The organism is Mesorhizobium sp. M2A.F.Ca.ET.067.02.1.1 (assembly GCF_004023285.1).
In the GTDB taxonomy this organism is placed as follows: domain Bacteria; phylum Pseudomonadota; class Alphaproteobacteria; order Rhizobiales; family Rhizobiaceae; genus Mesorhizobium.
In genome coordinates, this window is the sequence record NZ_RZSB01000638.1 from 1 (window position 1) to 3,481 (window position 3,481).

The following is a 3,481-nucleotide window of genomic DNA, read 5'->3' on the forward strand; positions in this document are numbered from 1 at the left end:
CGGTGGCAACGAAATGCTTCTCGGCCAGCGTCGCCAGGTCGACATCCACATGGTTGTCGCCAGGCGGCGCGATCAGCGCCAGCGGCTCGACCGCCACCACGCGCCTGGCAAGGCGCTGGTCGGATGCGCTGGTATCGAGCTCAGGCGGCCGCTCGAAGCAGAAGGCGACATCGATCTCGCCATCGCTGAGCCTGCGCAGCAAGTCGCCGCTGCCGGCGATCCGGAGCTTGATGTCGATGCCGGCATGGGCGGCACGGAAACGGGCGAGCCATGGAGCCAGCCTTGCCGAGGCGATCGTCTCCAGCGCGCCGATCGACAGGCTGCCTGCCATGTCGGCTTTGGTGGCATCGACGGCGGCGCGGGCGGCGTCGGCAAGCGCCAGCAGGTCCTCGGCATAGGGTTTCAGGGCCTCGCCCGCCGGCGTCAGGGTGAGCCCCTGCCGCGAGCGGGTGAACAGGCCGGCTCCAAGCTCGGTTTCCAGCGCCTGGATCTGATCGCTGACGCTCGACTGGGCGAGATTGACCTCCTGCGCGGCGCGCGTGACGTTGCCCGTCCGCGCGACCGCCAGAAAGGTTTTCAGCAGCCTTGGATGCATCCGGCGCTACTGCAGTTGCGGCTTCTTAAGGAAGGAATTGCGGTCGGCGGATTTGACGCGCAGCCAGGTCTCGCGGCCGTCGCGCACGACGCGCAGCGGGATTTCCGAGCCGGCCGGATTCTGCCAGAGTTTCCTGTAGAAATCGGCCAGGCCGTCCACCTCACCGTCGCGCACGTCGGAGATGATGTCGCCCTGGCGCAGGCCCGCCTTGGCTGCCGGGCCGCCTTCGGCGACGCTCATCACCACCACCATGCCGTTCGACTCTGCCGAGAAGGCGCCGAGCCACGGACGCGGCGCTTTCGCCGCCTGGCCGCGCTTGATGAGATCATCGAGGATCGGCGTCAGAAGATCGATGGGCACCACCATGTTGATGTCGGCCACCTCGCCGGCGCGGCTCATCTGCAGCCGCAGCGAGCCGATGCCGAGCAGCTTGCCGTCGCGGTCGAACAGCGCCGCCCCGCCCCAGGACGGATGCGCGGGCGCGATGAAGATCGCCTCGTCGATCAGATATTCCCAATAGCCGGCGAATTCCTGCTTGGTGACGATGTGGGCGTCGACCTGCTGGCCGATGCCGTCGGCAAGCGTCACCGCGTCACCGATATTGGCCTTCCTGGCATCGCCGAACTGGACAGCCGGAAGGTTGAGCGGCGACAGCGCCTGCACGAGGCCGAAGCCGGTCTCCTGGTCGTAGGCCAGCGCATGCGCGGCGACCACGCGGCCATCCTGGTCGGTCAGCCACACTTCCTCGGCCTCGGTGATGAGGTAGCCTATCGTAAGCACAAGGCCATTGTCGCGGATCACCACGCCGCTGCCCTCGCGGCGCGTGCCCAGCGCATTGGCGGTGAAAGCGTCGTCCGGAACCGTGGCGCGCACGGCAACGACGGAGCGCGAAATTTTCTCGACGGTCATCGATCCATCCTGCGTTGCGGGTTTTGTTCTATAAGTATGGCCGAAGGAGCGCGGCGCAAGGGTGGATTTTCCCGTTGCGGGGCTGGCACAAGCGCTAGTTCAACGAAGGTTGAACTTTTTTCTTTGACGCGCGCGCAACCGCACCTAAGTCTATCGGCATCGTGGCAGATTTCCCGCCCTTCACGAAACGCTCCGCCCTGCGCGAAACACAAGGCCTCCCGACATGGACCAATATATCCCGCCGAAAGTCTGGACCTGGAACAAGCCCAATGGCGGCCAGTTCGCTTCGATCAACCGGCCGATCGCCGGTCCCACGCATGAGAAGGAGCTGCCGGTCGGCAAGCACCCGTTGCAGCTCTACTCGCTGGCCACGCCCAACGGCCAGAAGGTGACGATCATGCTCGAGGAGCTTCTGGCGCTTGGCCACACCGGCGCGGAATACGATGCCTGGCTGATCAAGATCGGCGACGGCGACCAGTTCGGCAGCGGCTTCGTCCAGGTCAATCCAAACTCGAAGATCCCGGCGCTCATGGACCACAGCGAGCCGAAGCCGGTGCGTGTGTTCGAGTCCGGCTCGATCCTCACCTATCTCGCGGAAAAGTTCGGCGAATTCCTGCCCACCGAGCGCGCGGCGCGCGCGGAAACCTTCTCCTGGCTGTTCTGGCAGATGGGTTCGGCGCCCTATCTCGGCGGCGGCTTCGGCCATTTCTACGCCTATGCGCCGCAAAAGATCGAATACGCCATCGACCGCTTCGCCATGGAGACCAAGCGGCAGATGGACGTGCTCGACCGCCGGCTGGCGGAGAGCGAATATCTCGCAGGCCCGGACTACACGATCGCCGACATGGCGGTGTGGCCATGGTATGGCGGGCTCGCCAAGGGCCGCAGCTACAATGATGCCGCGCAGTTCCTGTCGGTGCATGAATACAAGAACGTGCAGCGCTGGGCCGACGCGATCGACGCGCGGCCGGCCGTGACGCGCGGCCGCATGGTCAACCGCATGTCCGGCGATCCGTCCTTCCAGCTGCGCGAGCGCCACGACGCCAGCGACTTCGAGACGAAGACGCAGGACAAGTTGGAAGCGGCGGAGTAACCCCGCCGACATTCGTCATCCTCGGGCTTGACCCGAGGATCCATGCCGTGACGCGCGCCGAAGGGCGCAACGGAGCAGAATTCTTAGCCGTTTCAACGCCTTAGCGTAACGGCATGGATCCTAGGGTCTGCGCGCGTCGCTTCGCTCCTTGCTTCGCCCTAGGATGACGAAGGCGAAGGTCGCCGGGAGATCAACTGTAGCTACCTCCCATACGTATACGTCACCGTCGCCTCGCCCAGCGCCGAACTCTTGGCGGCGACGGAGACCATATCCGGCAAGGGATTGTCCGGTATGCGCAGCGTCTTGTCGCCAAGCGCGTAGAGCGTGAAGACATAGTGGTGCTGGCCGCTGCCGGGCGGCGGGCATGGGCCGAAATAGCCTGCGCGGCCGACGCCGCCCTTGCCCAGCACCGAGCCCTTGGGCATGCGCTTGCCGCCCTCGGCGCCGGCGCCCTCACCCAGGCCCTTGGCGCTGGCCGGGATGTTCCAGGCCAGCCAGTGCCAGAAACCCTTGCCGCCATTGGCGTCGGTATCGAACATGGTCAGCGCATAGCTCTTGGTGCCGGCCGGCGGATCCTTCCAGGCGAGCGCGATCGAGACGCTCTTGCCGCCGCAGCCGGCCTTGTCGCCGAGATATTTCGCATTCCATTTGCCGTCGGAGACCGACGGGCTGGAGATCTCGAAGGCCTGGGCCTGGGTGGCGAAGGCGACGAGGGCAAGCATGGTGAAGCCGAGGCGCAAACTCATCCTATCCTCCCTGAACAATCCAGCGTAGCGCAAAAGCAGCCCGAAAAAGGGCAGCCGACGTGGTGGCCTGCTCGGACAACGAAAAAAGCCCCGCCGGTGGAGGCCGTCGGGGCTCTTTCGTACGGACCATGGAGGTGG

The 3,481-nt window shown here is 65.4% G+C and carries 4 protein-coding genes; 1 reads left to right on the forward strand and 3 read right to left on the reverse strand.

Going from position 1 to position 3,481, the window contains the following annotated elements; translation table 11 throughout:
* Both EOA28_RS29125 and EOA28_RS29130 read right to left on the reverse strand, forming a co-directional pair.
* Window positions 1-595 (reverse strand): LysR family transcriptional regulator (locus tag EOA28_RS29125; RefSeq protein ID WP_148670916.1); only part of this gene is annotated, 595 nt, incomplete at its 3' end.
* A gap of 6 nt (window positions 596-601) precedes the next feature.
* Entirely contained in the window at window positions 602-1,504 is a 903-nt protein-coding gene (locus EOA28_RS29130) for a S1C family serine protease (protein ID WP_126061437.1), read from the reverse strand.
* A 223-nt stretch (window positions 1,505-1,727) separates the two neighbouring features.
* Between EOA28_RS29130 and yghU the strand changes: the two genes are divergently transcribed.
* Window positions 1,728-2,597, forward strand: coding sequence for a glutathione-dependent disulfide-bond oxidoreductase (gene yghU, locus EOA28_RS29135; RefSeq protein WP_127253824.1), 870 nt, complete (start codon window positions 1,728-1,730; stop codon window positions 2,595-2,597).
* A gap of 200 nt (window positions 2,598-2,797) precedes the next feature.
* Here the strand turns inward: yghU and EOA28_RS29140 are convergent, their stop codons facing one another.
* Window positions 2,798-3,343 carry a YbhB/YbcL family Raf kinase inhibitor-like protein gene (locus EOA28_RS29140; RefSeq protein ID WP_127253823.1) on the reverse strand — a complete coding sequence of 182 codons (546 nt, stop codon included), beginning with the start codon at window positions 3,341-3,343 and terminating at the stop codon, window positions 2,798-2,800.
* Window positions 3,344-3,481: the final 138 nt, after the last annotated feature.